18 protein-coding genes and 1 pseudogene are annotated in these 17,536 nt (G+C 73.8%); 9 read left to right on the top strand and 10 right to left on the bottom strand.

The window, feature by feature from the left end; translation table 11 throughout:
- The first annotated feature begins 47 nt into the window (after positions 1–47).
- The 4 genes from rpsA to ACN9M0_RS08510 all read left to right on the top strand — a co-directional run bounded on the left by rpsA (position 48) and on the right by ACN9M0_RS08510 (position 3,794).
- On the top strand, positions 48–1,559 hold the full coding sequence (gene rpsA, locus ACN9M0_RS08525; RefSeq protein WP_328945225.1) for a 30S ribosomal protein S1: 1,512 nt from the start codon (positions 48–50) through the stop codon (positions 1,557–1,559).
- Positions 1,560–1,736: 177 nt separating this feature from the next.
- Positions 1,737–2,675 carry a PAC2 family protein gene (locus tag ACN9M0_RS08520; RefSeq protein WP_366037191.1) on the top strand — a complete coding sequence of 313 codons (939 nt, stop codon included), beginning with the start codon at positions 1,737–1,739 and terminating at the stop codon, positions 2,673–2,675.
- A 31-nt stretch (positions 2,676–2,706) separates the two neighbouring features.
- On the top strand, positions 2,707–3,321 hold the full coding sequence (gene coaE / locus ACN9M0_RS08515; protein ID WP_366037192.1) for a dephospho-CoA kinase: 615 nt from the start codon (positions 2,707–2,709) through the stop codon (positions 3,319–3,321).
- Between the two features lie 104 nt (positions 3,322–3,425).
- Positions 3,426–3,794 carry a tetratricopeptide repeat protein gene (locus tag ACN9M0_RS08510; protein ID WP_366037193.1) on the top strand — a complete coding sequence of 123 codons (369 nt, stop codon included), beginning with the start codon at positions 3,426–3,428 and terminating at the stop codon, positions 3,792–3,794.
- An 18-nt stretch (positions 3,795–3,812) separates the two neighbouring features.
- On the opposite strand, the gene ACN9M0_RS08505 is transcribed toward ACN9M0_RS08510, so the two are convergent.
- Both ACN9M0_RS08505 and ACN9M0_RS08500 read right to left on the bottom strand, forming a co-directional pair.
- Positions 3,813–4,082: a DUF6343 family protein gene (locus ACN9M0_RS08505; RefSeq protein WP_426403375.1), complete on the bottom strand. Its 270-nt coding sequence runs from the start codon at positions 4,080–4,082 to the stop codon at positions 3,813–3,815.
- Positions 4,083–4,177: 95 nt separating this feature from the next.
- Positions 4,178–4,513 carry a hypothetical protein gene (locus ACN9M0_RS08500; RefSeq protein WP_366037195.1) on the bottom strand — a complete coding sequence of 112 codons (336 nt, stop codon included), beginning with the start codon at positions 4,511–4,513 and terminating at the stop codon, positions 4,178–4,180.
- Between the two features lie 188 nt (positions 4,514–4,701).
- On the opposite strand from ACN9M0_RS08500, the gene ACN9M0_RS08495 reads away from it, so the two are divergent.
- The 3 genes from ACN9M0_RS08495 (at position 4,702) to ACN9M0_RS08485 (ending at position 9,750) form a co-directional block, all read left to right on the top strand.
- On the top strand, positions 4,702–7,554 hold the full coding sequence (locus ACN9M0_RS08495; protein WP_426405290.1) for a DEAD/DEAH box helicase: 2,853 nt from the start codon (positions 4,702–4,704) through the stop codon (positions 7,552–7,554).
- Positions 7,551–8,831, top strand: a complete 1,281-nt coding sequence (locus tag ACN9M0_RS08490; RefSeq protein WP_366037196.1) for an SWIM zinc finger family protein — start codon at positions 7,551–7,553, stop codon at positions 8,829–8,831. The genes ACN9M0_RS08495 and ACN9M0_RS08490 overlap by 4 nt, the downstream gene beginning before the upstream one ends.
- Before the next feature lie 139 nt (positions 8,832–8,970).
- Positions 8,971–9,750: a chaplin gene (locus ACN9M0_RS08485; RefSeq protein ID WP_366037197.1), complete on the top strand. Its 780-nt coding sequence runs from the start codon at positions 8,971–8,973 to the stop codon at positions 9,748–9,750.
- A gap of 48 nt (positions 9,751–9,798) precedes the next feature.
- Here the strand turns inward: ACN9M0_RS08485 and ACN9M0_RS08480 are convergent, their stop codons facing one another.
- From ACN9M0_RS08480 to ACN9M0_RS08470, 3 genes are all read right to left on the bottom strand, one after another.
- Entirely contained in the window at positions 9,799–10,488 is a 690-nt protein-coding gene (locus tag ACN9M0_RS08480; RefSeq protein ID WP_366037198.1) for a DUF2293 domain-containing protein, read from the bottom strand.
- Between the two features lie 13 nt (positions 10,489–10,501).
- Positions 10,502–10,960 (bottom strand): hypothetical protein, encoded by a 459-nt coding sequence (locus ACN9M0_RS08475; protein ID WP_366037199.1) that lies wholly within the window; start codon positions 10,958–10,960, stop codon positions 10,502–10,504.
- Positions 10,961–11,039: 79 nt separating this feature from the next.
- A complete protein-coding gene (locus ACN9M0_RS08470; protein WP_366037200.1) occupies positions 11,040–12,251 on the bottom strand; it encodes a pyridoxal phosphate-dependent aminotransferase in 1,212 nt (403 codons plus the stop codon).
- A gap of 91 nt (positions 12,252–12,342) precedes the next feature.
- Between ACN9M0_RS08470 and ACN9M0_RS08465 the strand changes: the two genes are divergently transcribed.
- Positions 12,343–13,008, top strand: coding sequence for a helix-turn-helix domain-containing protein (locus ACN9M0_RS08465; RefSeq protein ID WP_366037202.1), 666 nt, complete (start codon positions 12,343–12,345; stop codon positions 13,006–13,008).
- A gap of 5 nt (positions 13,009–13,013) precedes the next feature.
- Here the strand turns inward: ACN9M0_RS08465 and ACN9M0_RS08460 are convergent.
- From ACN9M0_RS08460 to ACN9M0_RS08450, 3 genes and pseudogenes are all read right to left on the bottom strand, one after another.
- A pseudogene (locus ACN9M0_RS08460) lies at positions 13,014–13,358 on the bottom strand (MerR family transcriptional regulator); the annotation flags it as partial.
- Between the two features lie 26 nt (positions 13,359–13,384).
- Positions 13,385–14,137, bottom strand: coding sequence for an SDR family NAD(P)-dependent oxidoreductase (locus tag ACN9M0_RS08455; RefSeq protein ID WP_426403374.1), 753 nt, complete (start codon positions 14,135–14,137; stop codon positions 13,385–13,387).
- 47 nt (positions 14,138–14,184) lie between these two features.
- On the bottom strand, positions 14,185–14,601 hold the full coding sequence (locus ACN9M0_RS08450; RefSeq protein ID WP_366037204.1) for a VOC family protein: 417 nt from the start codon (positions 14,599–14,601) through the stop codon (positions 14,185–14,187).
- A gap of 114 nt (positions 14,602–14,715) precedes the next feature.
- Here ACN9M0_RS08450 and ACN9M0_RS08445 point away from each other — a divergent pair, with 114 nt between their 5' ends.
- Positions 14,716–15,351, top strand: a complete 636-nt coding sequence (locus ACN9M0_RS08445) for a uridine kinase (RefSeq protein WP_366037280.1) — start codon at positions 14,716–14,718, stop codon at positions 15,349–15,351.
- 224 nt (positions 15,352–15,575) lie between these two features.
- Here the strand turns inward: ACN9M0_RS08445 and ACN9M0_RS08440 are convergent, their stop codons facing one another.
- Both ACN9M0_RS08440 and ACN9M0_RS08435 read right to left on the bottom strand, forming a co-directional pair.
- On the bottom strand, positions 15,576–16,490 hold the full coding sequence (locus ACN9M0_RS08440; RefSeq protein ID WP_399696409.1) for a carbohydrate kinase family protein: 915 nt from the start codon (positions 16,488–16,490) through the stop codon (positions 15,576–15,578).
- Entirely contained in the window at positions 16,487–17,413 is a 927-nt protein-coding gene (locus tag ACN9M0_RS08435) for a pseudouridine-5'-phosphate glycosidase (protein ID WP_426403373.1), read from the bottom strand. The genes ACN9M0_RS08440 and ACN9M0_RS08435 overlap by 4 nt, the downstream gene beginning before the upstream one ends.
- Between the last annotated feature and the right edge of the window lie 123 nt (positions 17,414–17,536).

Genomic DNA, 17,536 nt, shown 5'->3' with positions numbered 1-17,536 from the left:
GTAGCAGTACCTACGACTTTCTGTCCGTAACCGGAGCCCTTTCCCACATGACGAGCAGCACCGAGACCACCGCCACCAGCACCACCCCGCAGGTTGCGGTCAACGACATCGGTAACGAGGAAGCCTTCCTCGCCGCGATCGACGAGACGATCAAGTACTTCAACGACGGCGACATCGTCGACGGCGTCATCGTGAAGGTCGACCGGGACGAGGTCCTGCTCGACATCGGTTACAAGACCGAAGGTGTCATCCCGAGCCGCGAGCTCTCGATCAAGCACGACGTCGACCCGAACGAGGTCGTCAAGGTCGGCGACGAGATCGAGGCCCTGGTTCTCCAGAAGGAGGACAAGGAAGGCCGCCTGATCCTCTCGAAGAAGCGTGCCCAGTACGAGCGCGCCTGGGGCACCATCGAGAAGATCAAGGAAGAGGACGGCATCGTCACCGGTACCGTCATCGAGGTCGTCAAGGGTGGTCTCATCCTCGACATCGGCCTCCGTGGCTTCCTGCCGGCCTCCCTCGTCGAGATGCGTCGCGTCCGCGACCTCCAGCCCTACGTGGGCAAGGAGCTCGAGGCGAAGATCATCGAGCTGGACAAGAACCGCAACAACGTGGTCCTGTCCCGCCGCGCCTGGCTCGAGCAGACCCAGTCCGAGGTTCGCCAGACCTTCCTCACGACCCTCCAGAAGGGTCAGGTCCGCTCCGGCGTCGTGTCCTCGATCGTCAACTTCGGTGCCTTCGTGGACCTGGGTGGCGTCGACGGCCTCGTGCACGTCTCCGAGCTGTCCTGGAAGCACATCGACCACCCGTCCGAGGTTGTCGAGGTCGGCCAGGAGGTCACCGTCGAGGTTCTCGACGTGGACATGGACCGCGAGCGTGTCTCCCTGTCGCTGAAGGCGACGCAGGAGGACCCGTGGCAGCAGTTCGCCCGTACGCACCAGATCGGCCAGGTCGTCCCCGGCAAGGTCACCAAGCTGGTTCCGTTCGGTGCGTTCGTCCGCGTGGACGAGGGCATCGAGGGTCTGGTCCACATCTCCGAGCTGGCCGAGCGCCACGTGGAGATCCCGGAGCAGGTCGTCCAGGTCAACGACGAGATCTTCGTCAAGGTCATCGACATCGACCTCGAGCGTCGTCGCATCAGCCTCTCGCTGAAGCAGGCCAACGAGTCCTTCGGTGCCGACCCGGCCTCGGTCGAGTTCGACCCGACCCTGTACGGCATGGCCGCGTCCTACGACGACCAGGGCAACTACATCTACCCCGAGGGCTTCGACCCCGAGACCAACGACTGGCTCGAGGGCTTCGAGACCCAGCGCGAGGCCTGGGAGACCCAGTACGCCGAGGCGCAGGCTCGCTTCGAGCAGCACCAGGCTCAGGTCATCAAGTCCCGCGAGGCCGACGAGGCCGCCGCTGCCGAGGGCGCTGCCGCCCCGGCCGCCGGCAACGCCGGTGCGGGCATCTCGGGTGGTTCGTACTCCTCGGAGTCGGACGACACCTCCGGCGCCCTGGCGTCGGACGAGGCGCTCGCCGCCCTCCGCGAGAAGCTCGCCGGCGGCCAGAGCTGAACAGGCTCTCCGCTGAGCGCTAGCCGCTAGCGAATCGAGGCCCGTTCCCCTTCGGGGGAGCGGGCCTCGGTCGTTTCCGGGCCCTCATGCCACTCCTCCGACGGAAGATCGCGCGACCCGGGAATGGTCGTGCCGCGCCCTGCGTTTCCAAAGAGGACACGAGGAGGAGCGGTAATCGTGCTTGATCCGCAGGAGTTGTACGAATGGGACCCGAAGGGCGTCGCCGTCGTCGACCTGGCCCTGGCGCAGGAGTCGGCCGGGCTGGTCATGCTGTACCACTTCGACGGCTACATCGACGCGGGCGAGACCGGTGAGCAGATCGTCGACCGCCTGCTCGACACCCTCCCGCACCAGCTGGTGGCCCGCTTCGACCACGACCGGCTCGTGGACTACCGGGCCCGCCGCCCACTGCTGACCTTCCGGCGCGACCGCTGGACCGCGTACGAGACACCGTCCATCGAGGTCCGCCTCGTGCAGGACGCCACCGGCGCGCCCTTCCTCGTCCTCTCCGGCCCCGAGCCGGACGTGGAGTGGGAGCGCTTCGCCGTCGCCGTCCGGCAGATCGTCGAGCGCCTCGGGGTGCGCCTCTCCGTCAACTTCCACGGCATCCCCATGGGCGTGCCGCACACCCGCCCGGTGGGCCTCACGCCGCACGGCAGCCGCACCGACCTCATGCCCGGTCACCGCAGCCCCTTCGACGAGGCCCAGGTCCCCGGCAGCGCCGAGTCCCTCGTCGAGTACCGGCTGACCGAAGCGGGTCACGACACCCTCGGCGTCGCCGCGCACGTCCCGCACTACGTGGCCCGGTCCCCGTACCCGGACGCGGCCCTGACCGCCCTGGAGGCCGTCACCGCCGCCACCGGCCTCGTCCTCCCGGGCGTCGCCCACTCCCTGCGGACCGAGGCCCGCCGCACCCAGACCGAGATCGACCGCCAGATCGGCGAGGGCGACGAGGAGCTGGTCGCGCTCGTGCAGGGCCTTGAGCACCAGTACGACGCGGCGGCCGGCGCCGAGACGCGCGGCAGCCTGGTCGCCGAGCCGGTCGACCTGCCGTCGGCCGACGAGCTGGGCCGCGAGTTCGAGCGCTTCCTCGCCGAGCGGGAGGGCGACTCCTAGCCCCGCCGGGGCAGGCCCTAAGCTGCCGCTCATGCTGAAGGTGGGCCTGACCGGCGGGATCGGCGCCGGCAAGAGCGAAGTGTCGCGGCTGCTCGTCTCGTACGGAGCCGTACTGATCGACGCGGACCGGATCGCCCGCGAGGTCGTCGAGCCCGGGACCCCGGGGCTCGCGGCCGTCGTGGCGGCCTTCGGGGACGGCGTCCTCACCGCGGAGGGGACGCTCGACCGGCCGAAGCTCGGCTCCATCGTGTTCGCCGACACCGACCGCCTGGCCGCCCTCAACGCCATCGTCCATCCGCTGGTCGGGGCCCGGTCGGCGGAGCTGGAGGGCCGCGCGGGCACCGGAGACGTCGTCGTCCACGACGTACCCCTGCTCACCGAGAACGGACTCGCGCCGCTGTACGACCTGGTCGTGGTCGTCGACGCGTCCCCGGAGACCCAGCTCGACCGGCTCGTACGGCTCCGAGGCATGGTCGAGTCCGAGGCCAGGGCCCGGATGGCCGCCCAGGCCACGCGCGCGCAGCGGCTGGCCGTCGCCGACCTCGTGATCGACAACGACGGACCGCTCGACGCGCTCGAACCCCAGGTACGGAAGGTCTGGGACGAGCTGGAGCGGCGCGCCGCGATGCCTGCGGAGGAGGGCTAGGGCCGGGCCGCGACCCCGCCGAGCCCGGCCGGCGCCGGGGTCCGGTGGAATGCGGCCACCAGGTCCGGTGTTCAACCACCCGGATCGAGGGGAAGGATGCCATCGTGGCCGACAGCAACCCGGAAACGCACGTCATCGACTTCCGCGCCGCCGAGCACCTGCTGGCCGCGCGGGACCCTCGTGGGGCCGTGAAGCTGCTGGACTCGGTGATCGCCGCCCATCCCGAGAACACGGCAGCTCGCCTGCTGCGTGCCCGGGCGTTCTTCGCCGCCGCGCAGCTCCGCCCGGCGCAGCTGGAATTCGAGCTGGTCCTGGAGCGCGAGCCCGACAACGCCTTCGCCCACTTCGCGCTGGCCCGCACCTTCGAGCGCTCCGGGCAGACCGCCCAGGCCACGCGGCACTTCCGCCTCGCCGCCGCACTCGACCCGAAGCCGGAGTACCTCCGGGCGGCGGGTTTCGACACCCGGAACTGAGCGGGTGCGGGCGGGGGGTCAGCGTCCTGTGCGGCCGTGATCCGGTTCGTACGGCGGGATGTTCCGGCCCGGCTGCCAGTGCGGGCCCTGGTGGATGTGGTGCAGCACCACCGCCAGGTCGACCGTGACCACCAGGAACAGCACCCCACAGGCCGCCGCCCAGCCGGGGCGCTCCAGCAGGGAGAACACGGTCGTGCCGAAGGCCGCCCAGAGCAGCCCCCACATGCTCAGCCAGAACCGCAGGCGCAGTGCGCTGCGCGCGTTCGCAGGCTCGTTCCCGGTACGCATGGCGGTCGCATCTCCCCTCGGAACCCCGAGGTCACTTCCAGCATGTACCCGGGGTGGGGAAAACGGAACGGCTGCCAGGAGGTCCGGGTGGCCGCTCAGTGCACGACGCTGTAGCTGCGCCAGGGCAGGGTGTCCGGGGCGATCCAGTTCGCGGAGTTGGTGGGCACGTAGATGGAGTTCCCGCCCTTACAGTCGCGGGTCCGGTACATCACGATGTCGTTCAGCGAGTTGTTCTGGACCCTGGTCACGCCCGACGGCGCCAGGCGGTGGCAGCCGTTCACGGAGGGGCTGGTCACGGACACCAGAAGCTCACGCTGCGTCTCGTACCTGATCGTTCCCACGGCGCTGCGGCCGAGACCCGAGCAGCCGGCGACGGCGAGAGTGAGCAGCACAGCCCCGGAGGCGGTCGTGAGACGCCGGCGAACGGACATGGCGGATCCTCTTCTGTCGTGTCGTTTCAGGCCACCATGCCGTCCGCGCCGACCGCTGTCATCCGCTGTTGGGCCACCCGGGGGAACCCCGCCTGGCGGCCGTTGTCAGACCCCACCCGTAAGGTCGGAGGTCCAGTCGGGAAACGACCGGACAGCGGGAGGAGAGCGGAGCCGTGGCACACACCTGGATGACCAGCGCCGCCGTCTTCCTGCCGGCCGCTCTTCCCCGCGAGGGCCGCGTCGCCTTCTGGGCCCCCGACGGCGGCGCGCCGCCGGACCCGGCGGAGAGCGGGGCGGAGCGGGTCGAGCTGACCGTGGCCCGGCGGCACGGCAGCGGCGCCCGAGGCCGCTCGGTGCCCGCCGTGACCCTGCCCGTCCAGGCCGCGCTGCCCCATCTCGTCGCGGCCCGTCACCACCCGGCCGCGCACCCCGCCACCGCCGCCTGGGGCGCGGCCGCCCTGCACGCCCTGCACCTGGCCGCGCGCGGCCGGCTGCTGCCGGGGCTGACCGCCGACGACCTGGACGCCTGGCGGGCCGGGCCCCTGGACGCCGAGGACATCGCCCATCTGCGGGCCGTCGCCGCCGCCCTGCCGTACGAGGGGTACGCGGTGCCGGTGCAGGGGCGCGGTCCGCTGCGGCTGCCCGAGCCCGAGGCCCTCGTGCGCGCCTTCCTCGACGCGGTCGCCGACACGCTGCCCCGCACCCCCGCCGCCGCCCACGCGGTCGGCGCGCCGTTCGCGGCGCGCGCCCCGCAGCACCTGCCCCGCGCGCGTGCCTGGGCCGCCGAGGCGGCCGCCGGGATGGACGCGGGGGTGCGGGTCTCGCTCCGCCTCGACCTGTCGCCGTACGAACTCTTCGACACCCCGGACACCACGGACGCCGACGTGGGCACCCTCGGTGAAGGGGACGGCGGGGGCCGTCACGCCGCCGCCGCGCTCCTCCAGATCCACAGCCTCGCCGACCCCACCCTCGTCATCGACGCCGCGGACCTGTGGGCGGGGGACGGCGAGCACTTCGGGCCCCGGGCCCGGATCGACGCCGTCCTCGCCCTGCGCCGGGCCGCCCGTGTCTGGCCCCCGCTCTCCCGGCTCCTGGCCCGGGACGTGCCCGACGTCCTCGCCGTCACCGAGGACGAGCTGTACGAACTGCTCGGCCCGGCCGCCGCCCGGCTCGCCGACGCCGGGGTCGCCCTCCACTGGCCGCGCGAGCTCGCCCGCTCGCTCAGCGCCTCCGCCGTCGTCCGCCCCGCCCAGGCCGCGCCCGGCTCCGCCACCGACGGCACCTCCTTCTTCGACAGCGAGGAGCTCCTGCGGTTCAACTGGCAGCTGGCCCTCGACGGCGATCCGCTCACCGAGCGCGAGATGGACCTCCTGGCCGAGGCCCACCGCCCCATCGTGCGCCTCCGTGACCAGTGGGTCGTCGTCGACCCCGCCCTCGTCCGCAAGGCGCGCAAGCGCGAACTCGGCCTGCTCGAACCGGTCGACGCCCTCGCCGCCGCGCTCACCGGCACCGCCGAGGTGGACGGCGAGTCCGTCCCCGCCGTCCCCGTCGGGGCCCTCGCCGCGCTCCGCGACCGGCTCCTGGCGGGTCCCGAGGACGTGCAGGCACCGCCCGGCCTCACCGCCACCCTGCGCGACTACCAGCTGCGCGGTCTCGCCTGGCTGGACCTGATGACCTCGCTCGGCCTCGGCGGCTGCCTCGCCGACGACATGGGCCTCGGCAAGACCGTCACGCTCATCGCCCTCCACCTGCGCCGCGCCCGCCGCGCCCCCACCCTCGTCGTCTGCCCCGCCTCCCTCCTGGGCAACTGGCAGCGGGAGGTGGAGAAGTTCGCCCCCGGCGTGCCCGTACGGCGCTTCCACGGCGCCGACCGGGACCTCACCGGCACCGAGGGCGGCTTCGTCCTCACCACCTACGGCACCCTGCGCACCAGCGCCGCCCGACTGGCCGAGCGGGACTGGGGGATGGTCGTCGCCGACGAGGCGCAGCACGTCAAGAACCCGTTCTCCGCGACCGCGAAGGCGCTGCGCGAGATCCCCGCCCCCGCCAGGGTGGCCCTGACGGGCACCCCCGTGGAGAACAACCTCTCCGAGCTGTGGGCGCTCCTCGACTGGACCACACCCGGTCTCCTCGGCCCGCTCAAGTCCTTCCGCTCCCGCCACGCCCGGGCCGTGGAGAACCACGAGGAGATCGAGCACGAGCAGGCCGTCGAGCGGCTCGCCCGGCTCGTGCGGCCCTTCCTGCTGCGCCGCCGCAAGTCCGACCCCGGCATCGTCCCGGAACTCCCGCCGAAGACGGAGTCCGACCATCCCGTCGCCCTCACCCGGGAACAGGCCTCGCTCTACGAGGCGGTCGTCCGCGAGACCATGGGCCGGATCGAGGGTGCCGAGGGCATGGCCCGCCGGGGCCTCGTCATGAGCCTGCTGACCTCCCTCAAGCAGATCTGCAACCACCCGGCGCAGTACCTCAAGGAGCAGGCCCCGCGCGGCAGCGGCACCGCACGGCTCGCCGGCCGTTCAGGAAAGCTCGCCCTGCTCGACGAGCTCCTCGACACGATCCTCGCGGAGGACGGGTCCGTGCTCGTCTTCACCCAGTACGTGTCGATGGCGCGGCTCCTGGCCGACCACCTGGCCGCGCGTGGCATCCCGGCCCAACTCCTGCACGGCGGCACCCCGGTGGCCGAGCGGGAGCGGATGGTCGACCGCTTCCAGGCCGGCGAGGTCCCCGTCTTCCTGCTGTCGCTCAAGGCCGCGGGCACCGGCCTCAACCTCACCCGGGCCGGCCATGTCGTCCACTACGACCGCTGGTGGAACCCGGCCGTCGAGGAGCAGGCCACCGACCGGGCCTACCGCATCGGGCAGACCCAGCCGGTGCAGGTCCACCGGCTCGTCGCCGAGGGCACCGTCGAGGACCGCATCGCCGAGATGCTCCGCGCCAAACGGGCGCTCGCCGACGCCGTCCTAGGCTCGGGCGAGGCCGCCCTCACCGAACTCACCGACCGGGAGCTCGCCGACCTGGTGTCCCTCAGGAGGCCCTCGTGAACCACGCACCGGGCGCGCGCGGCGCACGGGGTGCCGCACCCCGCCACGACGACCGCCGCCGCAGCTTCCCGCAGGTCGCGCCGCGCTCGGCCCCCGACGGCCGGTTCGCCGCCACCTGGTGGGGGAACGCCTGGGTGACGGCCCTGGAGGGCGCCGCCCTCGACCCGGCCCGGCTCGCGCGCGGCAAGGCGTACGCGGGGCGCGGCCACGTCGACGCGATCACGGTCACCCCCGGCCGGGTCGTCGCCTACGTCCACGGCAGCCGGCCCCGCCCGTACCGGACCGAGATCAGGATGCGGACCCTCGGCGACGACGGCTGGGAGCGGTTCCTCGAAGAGGCCGCCGCCCGGCCCGACCACATCGCCGCCCTCCTCGACAAGGACGTGCCGCACGCCCTGGAAGCGGTCACCGGACTGCTCCCCGCGCCGGGCGACCTCGTCCCCGACTGCTCCTGCCCCGACGACGGTTACCCCTGCAAGCACGCCGCCGCCCTCTGCTACCAGGCCGCCCGGCTCCTCGACGAGGACCCGTTCGTCCTCTTCCTGATGCGCGGCCGCGGGGAGCAGGAGCTCCTCGCCGAGCTCACCCGCCGCAACGCCGCCCGGGGCGCCGCCGAGACGGGCGCCGCCGCCCCGCCGATGCCCACGGTCGCCGCCCGTATCGCGCTCGCCGCCGCCACCGGGGCCGGGCTCCCGCCGCTGCCGCCCGAGCTGCCGGTCCCTGACCGGCCCGGCCGTCCGGCCGTCTTCCCGCCGGACCCGGCCGCCCCCGATCCGCTCGCCCTCGACCTCCTCGCCACCGAGGCCGCCGCCCGCGCCCACGCCTTCCTCGCCACCGGCCACGACCCGGTCGCCGCGCTGAGCCCCTGGCAGGACGCGGTCCGGCTGGCCGCCGCGCACCCCGGTTCCGGACTCACCGCCTCGTCCCGTGCGCTCTACCGCGACCTCGCGTACGCCCTCGACCGCACCCCCACGGACCTGGCCCGCGCCGTCGCCGCCTGGCGTCAGGGCGGCGCCGCGGGGCTCGCCGTGCTGGAAGAGCCCTGGGACCCGCCGGCCGGGCCGTTCGACCGGGCGAGACCCGCGCTGCTCGCCGCCGACTTCCCCGCGCTCCGCCCCTGGCGCAACCGGCTCTCCGGCGAGTCCCTCCAGCTGCGCCTCGGCCGGGACGGCCTCTGGTACGGGTACGAGTCGGACGCCGGCCGCGAGGACTGGTGGCCGCGCGGCGCCCCCGACCCGGACCCGGTCGGCGCCCTCACCGACCTCCTGGGACGTTGACCCGACAGGTGACCCGACACTCGAACGAGTCCCACTCGATGGAGTGAAACTGGTCAACGGGCGGATCCGGCGCACACGTTTGTCGCGTTGATTCCGGTACGGGCACTTGCCCGTGCACACCTCCGGAAGGCAGGAAGCCATGAGGCAGATTCGCCGAAGTGGTCTGGCCACACTGTTGGTCACGGGCGGAGCGCTCGCCCTCTCGGCGGGCGCCGCGCACGCCGACGCCGGCGCCCAGGGCGCCGCGGTCGGTTCGCCGGGAGTCGGTTCCGGCAACACGGTTCAGCTGCCCGTGCACGTGCCGGTCAATGTCTGCGGCAACACGGTCAACGTCATCGGGCTGCTCAACCCGGCCGCGGGCAACAGCTGCGCCAACCGCTCCGCCGAGCCCCGGTCCGGGGGGTACGGGGACGAGGAGGACCGCTCCCACAAGGACCAGCCCGGCACCCCGCGCGGTGGCGAGCAGGCCGGCGGTTCCCAGGGAGGCTCCTCCCAGGGCGGCTCCTCCAACGGCGGCGGGTCCACCGCCGAGACCCACGCCCAGGGATCCCCCGGTGTGCTCTCCGGGAACGGCCTCCAGCTGCCCATCGACCTCCCCGTGAACGTCAGCGGGAACTCGGTCAACGTCGTCGGCATCGCCAACCCGGCCATCGGCAACACCGCGGTGAACGGCCCGGCCAAGCCCCAGCAGCCGATCGAGACGCCGACGCCGCGCCCGCAGACCCCCGTGCGGAACGTGCCGGTGCCGCAGGCCGAGACCCACACCCCGGCCCCCGCCCCGCAGGGTGGGACGAGCACGGCCTCGCTGGCCTCCACGGGTTCGGACGCCATGGGCTACGCCGGTTCCGCGAGCGCCGCGCTGCTCCTCGGCGGCGCCCTGCTCTACCGCCGTGGCCGTCGCTCCGGCGGACAGGCCTGAGGTCCGTCCCCCTCGCGGCCCGGTCGACGCGGGCTGACGCCCGAGCCGTCAGCCGTGTTCCCGGCCGCTTGCGGCCCCGCCGTCCCGGCGCCAGGTCCGGAGCACCGCCTCGATGGCGGGCGCGACCCTCGTCCGGGCCTGGTGCCGGGGAACGCCCTGCATCAGCAGGGAGTCGTACGGTGTGTCGACATGACGTACGGAGGCTCGTACCGCGGCGGTGACCGCGCCGCGGTCGAGCGAGCGGCCCGCGGCCGTGCGCCCCACCCGTCCGCTGCCCTTCGCCGAGGCGTGGACGGCGATCTCCGTGGCCCGGTCCGCCGGGCAGGACGGGAAGAGCCGCAGGATCTCCGCCCGGAGGACCGCGGTGATCCCGGCGTCGAGGGCAGCACGCCGCGCCGCGTCCCGGGCCCGCCGGGCGGCCCGCGCCTCCGCGTCCGCCAGGCAGGCCCGCTCCGCCTCGGCGAGGGCTGCCTCCTCGACGAGCAGGCCCTGCCGCTCGTACCGGGTGCGGCGCCGGTTGTGCCGTACGACCACGGCCCAGAGCGTGCTGGCCTCCCGGGCGCGGCGGGTGAGCGCCGTGTCGCCCCGGCGCAGGAAGACCAGATGGCCGAGATCGGCGCAGTCCAGGCAGACCAGCGCGTTGAACTCGACGATCATCCGCTCCAGCGGCCCCCGGTGGCATTCCGAGCAGCGGCGGCGCCTGAGCGGCTCGACGACGACGGGTGCGACGAGGTCCACGGCCGGCCCCCGCTCAGCGGACGCCGGGTGCGGCGGCGGCGATGAACACGGCGAGCGCTTCCTTCGCCTGTTCGGAGCGGCGGGCGCGGTCCGCCTCGTCGACCGCCTCGTGCATGCAATGGGACTCCACGAAGGCCGCCTCGGCGAGCCGCCGGGTCTCCGGGTCGTCGCAGACCAGCTGGACGCGGAAGAGGGCCTGCCGGGCGGCGGTGCGCTGCCGGTAGGAGGCGTGGCGTGACTCCTCCGCCTCCTCCGAACCGGGATGCGCGAAGGCTCGGAACCACCGGTCGTTCTGGCTGTGCCGGTAGTCGACGACCGCGCCGGCGAAGGCGCTGTAGGTCTCGATCCGCTCCTGCCGGAGCTGTTCGGTGCGGGCGAGCGCGGCCGTGCGCTCGGTGGCCCGCCCCTGGAACCAGTGCGTGAAGATGACGCCCAACAGGGTTCCCGCCACGGCTATCAGCGCCGCATCCATGACCGGCCGCCCTCCCGTTCTCCCTCGACCATCAGAGGCCTTCAGACCCGTAGATCATGACAGCACGGGGGGCCCGGCGTCACTGCCGGTAGCCGCTCAGGAAGCGGCCGATGCGGCTGATCGCGGCGTCCAGGTCGTCGGCGTAGGGCAGGGTCAGGATGCGGAAGTGGTCCGTGCGCGGCCAGTTGAAGCCGGTGCCCTGCACGACCTGGATCTTCTCCCGCAGGAGCAGGTCGAGGACGAACTTCTCGTCGTCGTGGATCTTGTGCACGGCGGGGTCGAGGCGGGGGAAGGCGTACAGGGCGCCCTTCGGCTTCACGCAGGAGACGCCCGGGATCTCGTTGAGCTTCTCCCAGGCCCGGTCGCGCTGTTCGCGCAGCCTGCCCCCCGGGGCGCACAGCTCGTGGATCGACTGCCGGCCGCCGAGAGCGGCCTGGATGGCGTACTGGGCGGGGGCGTTGGGGCAGAGCCGCATGGAGGCCAGCATGGTGAGGCCCTCCAGGTAGTTCCTGGCGTGCTGCTTCGGGCCGGTGACGACCAGCCAGCCGGAGCGGAAGCCCGCGACCCGGTAGGTCTTGGAGAGCCCGCCGAAGGTGAGGACGACCAGGTCGGGGGCGAGGGAGGCGGCCGGGTAGTGGACGGCCTCGTCGTAGACGATCTGGTCGTAGATCTCGTCGGCGAAGACCATGAGGCCGTGGCGGCGGGCGAGGTCGAGGATGCCCTCGACGATCTCCTTCGGATAGACCGCGCCGGTGGGGTTGTTGGGGTTGATGATGACGACGGCCCGGGTCCGGTCGGTGATCTTCGACGCCATGTCGTCGAGGTCCGGGTACCAGTCGGCCGACTCGTCGCAGAGGTAGTGCACGGCCTTGCCGCCCGCGAGGGTGGTGACGGCCGTCCAGAGCGGGAAGTCGGGCGCGGGGATGAGGACCTCGTCGCCGTCCTCCAGGAGGGCCTGCACGGCCATCGAGACGAGCTCCGAGACGCCGTTGCCGAGGAAGACGTCGTCGACGTCGACCTCGGGCAGACCCATGGCCTGGTAGCGCTGGGCCACCGCGCGGCGGGCGGAGAGGATGCCGCGCGAGTCGGTGTAGCCGTGGGCCTTGGGGAGCATCCGGATCATGTCCTGGACGATCTCCTCGGGCGCCTCGAAGCCGAAGAGCGCCGGGTTGCCGGTGTTGAGGCGCAGGACGCTGTGGCCCGCCTCCTCCAGCGCGTTGGCGTGCTCGATGACCGGGCCGCGGATCTCGTAACAGACCTCGCTCAGCTTGCTCGACTGCCGGAACTCCATGTCCGACCTCCCCAGGTCCCCGGAATCAGTGTTGCTTGGTTTTACCAAGTTCGAGCTTGGAAAGTCCAACAACATGTCTAGACTGCGTCGCATGCCACGTCAGCCACGCCGCCGCAGCTACGACCAGCACTGCGCCGCCGCGCGCGCCCTCGACCTCGTCGGCGACCGCTGGACCCTGCTCGTCGTCCGCGAACTCCTCGCCGGGCCGCGCCGCTACACCGACCTCCACGCCGACCTGCCCGGCGTCAGCACCGACATGCTCGCCGGTCGCCTCAAGGACATGGAGGGCGCCGAACTCGTCACCCGGCGCCGACTGCCCCCGCCCGCCTCGGCGTACGTGTACGAGCTCACCCCGCGCGGACGCGACCTGCTGCCCGTCCTGCGCACCCTCGCCGCCTGGGGCGCGCCCGACCTCGGGGAGCCGCGGCCCACCGACGCCGTCCGCGCCCACTGGTACGCGATCCCGCTCCTCGGGGCGCTCGCGGAGATCGGTGCGGGGGTCGTCCAAGTGACCATCGACGAGGGCGAGTTCCACGTACGGCTCGGGGCCGACGGGAGTGCGGCCTACGGGGACGGAAGGGTGGACGCCCCCGACGCCCGGCTGCGGACCGACGCGGCGACCTGCCGGGCCCTCGCCGCAGGGGAGCTGACGCTCGGCGAGGCGGTCGAATCGGGCCGCGCCGCGCTGGAACGGTCCGAGGCGGCCGCCGCGCGGGCCGGGATGTGGTTCTCCGCGTCGGATGCCGTGCAGGCCTGAACTCGGTCCTGCGCGGCCAGCGCCTTCGCCAGTCGGTCGCGGGCCGCCGTCTGCGCCGCGATGCGCGCGTCGATCACCGCGAGGCGCTCGCGGGCGATCTCCAGCGCGCGGGCGGACGGCCGGGCCGACGAGATGTCCCCGTCCAGGCAGGTGCGGAACGCGGACACGTCGTCCAGGGTGAACCCCGCGTCCAGGAGGTACCGGATGTTCGACACCCGCGCGACGGCGACCTCCTCGTACACCCGGTACCCGTTGGCGGCGCGGACCGACGTGATGAGCCCCGCCTGCTCGTAGTGCCGCAGCGAGCGGGCCGACACCCCGGTCCGCCGGGCCAGTTCACCGATGCGCAAGGACGCCACCTCCTCGCGCAGTCGTATCACGAGACCAGCGCACCCCCGTCGACGGGCAGGACCGTGCCCGTCAGGAAGCCGGCGTCCGGCGCGGCGAGCGAGGTGATCGCCCAGGCGACCTCCTCCGGCCTGCCGATCCGCCCCAGCGGCGTGTGCGCGAGCTGCCACGACCGCACCGCCTTCCGCTGCTCGGGGGTGAGGCCCATGTGGTCCGCGATCGGGGTCTCGATCGCACCGGGCGCGACCGCCACGACCCGGATGCCGGCCGGCGCGAGCTCCACCGCCCAGCAGCGGGTCAGGGTCTCCAGGGCGCTCTTGGTCGCCGGATAGACGGAGTTGGCCGGCCAGCCGCGCTGACCGATCGTCGTCGTCACGTTCACCACGACGCCCCGGGACTCCCGGAGCGCGGGGACGGCCGCCTGGGTGAGCAGGACCGGGGCGACGAGGTTCGTCTCCAGGAGCGGGGCGATCACGGAACGGTCGAGGGTGCCCAGCGGGCCGCCGGCGGAGATCCCGGCGTTGTTGACGAGGACGTCGAGACGGCCGTGGTCCGTCAGCGCGGCGCGGACGATCTCCTCGGCCGCGCCCTCCGCCGTGACGTCGGCTGCGAACGGATGAATGTCCGGGTGTCCCTCGGCGGTCTCCCTCAGCGGCTCGGCCCTGCGGCCGACGGCGACGACCGTCGCCCCCTGCCGGGCGAAGGAACGCGCGGTGGCCCGGCCGATGCCGGTGCCCGCGCCGGTGACGACGATGACCCTGGTGGATGTGGTGGTGTCCATGGATCCGATGCTCGGACCCTGACGCCAGTGACAAGGTCAAGCCCGTGTCAGCGCGCGGGGCAGAGGAACTCCAGCCGGTTCCCGTGGCAGTCGGCGACGTAGAAGCGCCGGTGGCCCGGGAAGTTGTCGTCCCACGTCACCTCGACCCCCAGGCCGGTCAGCCGCTCGGCCAGGCCGTCGAGGTCGGCGACCAGGATGCCCGGGTGGCCCTTGCGGGCCGGCCGGAAGTCCTCCTCGACGCCCAGGTGGATCTCCAGCGCGTCCGAGCGCACCCACAGGCCGCCGCGGGCCGCGAGGACCGGTGGCTTCTCGATCTCGGTCATGCCCAGCACGTCCACGTAGAATCGGCGGCACACCTCCTCCTCGCCCGGCGGCAGGGCGAGCTGCACGTGGTGCAGCCCGAGGCCGAAGGGCGTCCTCGCCTCCGTGGTCCCGTAGGGCAGTGCTTGCCGGCGCCGGCTCATGGGGAACAAGTCCTCTCCTCCGCGGGTGCCGTGCGGCCGCGCGGCCAGGTCACCGTAATGCCGGGGGTGTCGGCCGGTACACGCCAGGGGGGAGCGACGGGCAGGATGAGCGGGATGCGATACGAGGCGATCACCTGGGACCGGCTGGCGGAGGCGCTCGCCGGCCACCTCGACGCGTCCACCGCCGCGACGGGCGACGCATGGCTCAAGGTGGGCATCGACGGGCCGCCCGCCGCGCCCGGGGGCGAGCTCGCCGGACTCCTCGCCGAGGCGCTGCGCACACGGGGGCGAGCGGTCCATGTCGTCGGGACCGGCGGCTTCCTGCGGCCCGCGTCGCTGCGGTACGAGTACGGGAAGCAGGACCCCGACGCGTACTACAGCGGATGGACCGACACCGGGGCTCTGTGGCGGGAGGTCTTCGGGCCGCTGGAACCGGGCGGCACCGGGCGCGTGCTGCCCGACCTGTGGGACCCGGCCACGGACCGCGCGACCCGCAGCCCGTACGTCACGCTGCCGCCGCGCGGGGTGCTCGTGCTGCACGGACCCTTCCTGCTCGGCCACTGGTTCCCCTTCGACCTCACCGTCCACCTGCGCCTCTCGCCCGCCGCGCTCGCCCGGCGCACGGAGGAGCCCTGGACCCTGCCCGCCTTCGCCCGGTACGAGACGGAGGTCGGTCCCGCCGACGCGGCGGACGCCGTCGTACGCGCCGACGACCCGCGCCACCCGGCCTGGACGGGCCTCAGGACGTAGCGCCCGGCTTACGGGCTGTCCGGCTCCCGGGTCCCGCTCGCCTTCCGGCCGCACGCCCTTCCGGCCGTCCCGGCTCCCGGGCTGTCCCGGCTCCCGGGCTGTCCCGGCTCCCGGGCCGTCCGGCTCGCGAACGTCCGGCTCCCGGGCGCTCGCGTCAGGCGTCAGACGTCAGACGTCAGACGTCAGACGTCAGACGTCAGACGTCAGACGTCAGACGTCGGGCGTCAGTCGTCGGGCGGATCGGCCGGAGGTCTGCCGCCCACGGTCGTGACCGCCTCCGCGCCCGCGCGGCAGCCCGCCTCGGCGGCTCGCACCGGGTCGGCGCCCGCGAGCCGCGCCGCCAGGAACGCCCCGGTGAACGCGTCGCCCGCGCCCGTCGAGTCCACGGGCCGCACCGGCGGCGCCGTCACCCGCGCGGTGACCGTGCCGCCCTCGGCGACCAGCGCGCCCGCGGCCCCGAGGGTGACCACGACCAGCGGGAATCGCCGGCTCAACTCCGCCGCCGCCGACTCCGGTTCGCCGCACCCGGTGAGCGACCGGGCCTCGTCGGCGTTGGGCAGCAGCGTCCCGGCGCCCTCCGCCGCCGCGAGGAACCGGTCCGTCCCCAGCTCCGCCAGGAACCCCGCGGAGGCCGGGTCCACGCTCACCGGCACTCCCGCGTCCCGTGCGTCCCGCAGCGCCCGGCGAGCCGTCCGGCGGCTCGGCGCGGCGAAGAACAGGTACCCCGAGAGGTGCAGCCGGGCCACGCCGTCGAGGAGCCCCGCGGACCAGTCGGCGGGGGAGAGGCGCAGCGCGGCGCCGCTGTCGGTCAGGAAGGTGCGCTCCGCCGAGCCGTCCACGAGCGCGATCACGGTGGCCGTCGCCGCGTCCGCGTCCGGGACGAGCAGCGGGCGCACGCCCGCCTTCCGCAGTGCCCGCTCGTGCCAGTCGGCCGCGTCCGTCCCCACTCGCCCGAGCAGCCGCACCTCGGCGCAGCCGGAACGCGCGGCCCAGCAGGCGGCGTTGGCCCCGGCGCCGCCCGGGAGGGTCCGGATCTCCGCCGCCGTGTCCGTGGCGGGGGCGAGCGGGGTCCGGTGCCGGGCGACGACGTCCGTGACGACGTCCCCGACGACGAGCAGCGCGCCCCTGGCCGGGGTCACCGGCCGCCGGCGCCGGGTACGGCCGCGTACGCTCCCGCGATGCGCGCCGCGAGCCGCACATTGCCCCGTACCGCCGCGAGGTTGGCCTCCAGGGACGCCCCTTCCGTGTGCACCATCAGGTATTCGAGGAGGAACGGCGTCACCGCCTGTCCGGTGATCACCTTCTCCTTCGCCGCCGCGAGGCCCCGCGCGAGCACCCGGTCGTGCAGCGCGGGATCCAACTGCTCGGTCACCGGCACCGGGTTGGCCACGACGAGCGCGGCGCGGGTGCCGCCCAGGCCGTCCTGCGCCCGTATCACCCCCGCCACCTCCTCCGGGGTCCGCAGGGTCCAGTCGACCGGCTCGCCCGAGGAGGAGAGGTAGAAGCCGGGGAAGTGCTCCGTGCCGTAGCCGACGACCGTCACCCCCAGGGTCTCCAGGCGCTGGAGCGTCGCGGGCACGTCGAGGATCGACTTGACCCCGGCGCACACGATGGTGATCCCGACCCGGGCGAGCAGCCGCAGGTCGGCGGACTCGTCCTGCGTCTCGCTCCACTCCCGGTGCACGCCGCCGAGCCCGCCCGTCGCGAACACCCGTATGCCGGCCGTGTCCGCGAGCCAGGCCGTCGCCGAGACCGTCGTCGCCCCGGTCGCCCGGGTCGCCACGGCGGGGGCCAGGTCGCGGTGACCCAGCTTCCGCACCGACGGGTCCTCGGCAATGCGGGTCAGGGCCGCCCGGTCGAGGCCGATCCTGGCCGTGCCGTCGACCACCGCGATCGTGGCGGGGACGGCGCCTCCGGCCCGTACCGAATCCTCCAGCTCCTCCGCCACGGCGAGGTTGCGCGGGCGCGGCAGGCCGTGGGCGATGAGCGTCGATTCCAGCGCGACGACGGGCCGGCCCTCGTGGAGCGCTTCCCGTACCTCTTCGGACACCAGTGTGGACATGTTCCATTCCTTGGCGCGGTCACGGGCCCCGCAAACCTCGTGGGCGAGCTCCCGCCACGCGCCGGGAGGTGCCTGCGGAATCCGTGACGGGTGGTGGGGCGGGAGCCCCCGGAGCGGCCGCGG

The organism is Streptomyces sp. R-07, from assembly GCF_049913175.1.
Classification (GTDB): domain Bacteria; phylum Actinomycetota; class Actinomycetes; order Streptomycetales; family Streptomycetaceae; genus Streptomyces.
Note: the sequence above shows the minus strand (reverse complement) of the source record. Positions and strands in the feature narration are given on the sequence as shown.